At 35.9% G+C, this 767-nt stretch carries 1 protein-coding gene; it reads right to left on the bottom strand.

Features of this window, described 5'->3' with window-relative positions; translation table 11 throughout:
• Nucleotides 1-56: 56 nt before the first annotated feature.
• Nucleotides 57-683: a hypothetical protein gene (locus tag A5295_RS06065; RefSeq protein WP_004111317.1), complete on the bottom strand. Its 627-nt coding sequence runs from the start codon at nucleotides 681-683 to the stop codon at nucleotides 57-59.
• Nucleotides 684-767: the final 84 nt, after the last annotated feature.

The following is a 767-nucleotide window of genomic DNA, read 5'->3' as shown; positions in this document are numbered from 1 at the left end:
AGAGACAGGTTTGCGTTTATTCAAGTTAATTTATTTACTTATTCTTCAATGTTGTTTTACTTGTGCAAAACAAGTCGAATTGGAGCGTAAAGCACTTCAACAACAACTGCATTAAATACTGCAGTTCCCAAAATAATTGGCAACATAACCATTACCATATTTGGAGAGTGAAGAATAAAGAAAGCTGCAATAAGAGCAAAAATGCAACCGGAAATTACTGTAGTAATGAAAGTAGCAATAAATGGGAATACGCTTACTTTACGAGCTGCATCCTTTGGGAACACGCGAATATAACCAATTAATATTGCAGTCATAATGATTGCAGCTGGAATATCACAAGCATACTCAAGGAACGGAATCGAAGTATTAAATTGAATTAACGTTGCAGCCAAAGCACCAATAATAGCACCCTGGTAAATCTTCGGTCTAACAAGCAAAATCGACAAGCAGAATGAAGCAATAACGAACTCAGGCTGAATATTTCCAATAGAAAGAGACTTTGCAACAGTAAAGTCAAGAATGCATCCTGCAGCAAAAAGCACTGCAACTAACACCAGTGAAGTAATATCTAATGCGTGATTCTTAACTTTCACATTTTGCATCATTGCAGCTGCAGCATCTGTAGTTGCGTTTGCACCATTGTTGTAAGCTTCCTTAACGGTTTCGTTAATTTCTTGAGCCATGATTTCTCTCCTTGTTTAAGCTTCATATTATTTGAATACAAAGCTATCGAATATTTTGTTGTTATTTGTGATTTGTGATTTGGT

Origin of the sequence: Gardnerella sp. 26-12 (assembly GCF_001660745.1) — a bacterium.
GTDB classification, from domain to species: Bacteria; Actinomycetota; Actinomycetes; order Actinomycetales; family Bifidobacteriaceae; genus Bifidobacterium; species Bifidobacterium swidsinskii.
The sequence above is the reverse complement of the archived record's forward strand: the minus strand, read 5'-3'. Positions and strand labels throughout refer to the sequence as shown.

Bases quoted from the DNA above. Each gene is read 5' to 3' on its own strand.
- A5295_RS06065 (WP_004111317.1), bottom strand. From the start codon at position 683: ATGGCTCAAGAAATTAACGAAACCGTTAAGGAAGCTTACAACAATGGT.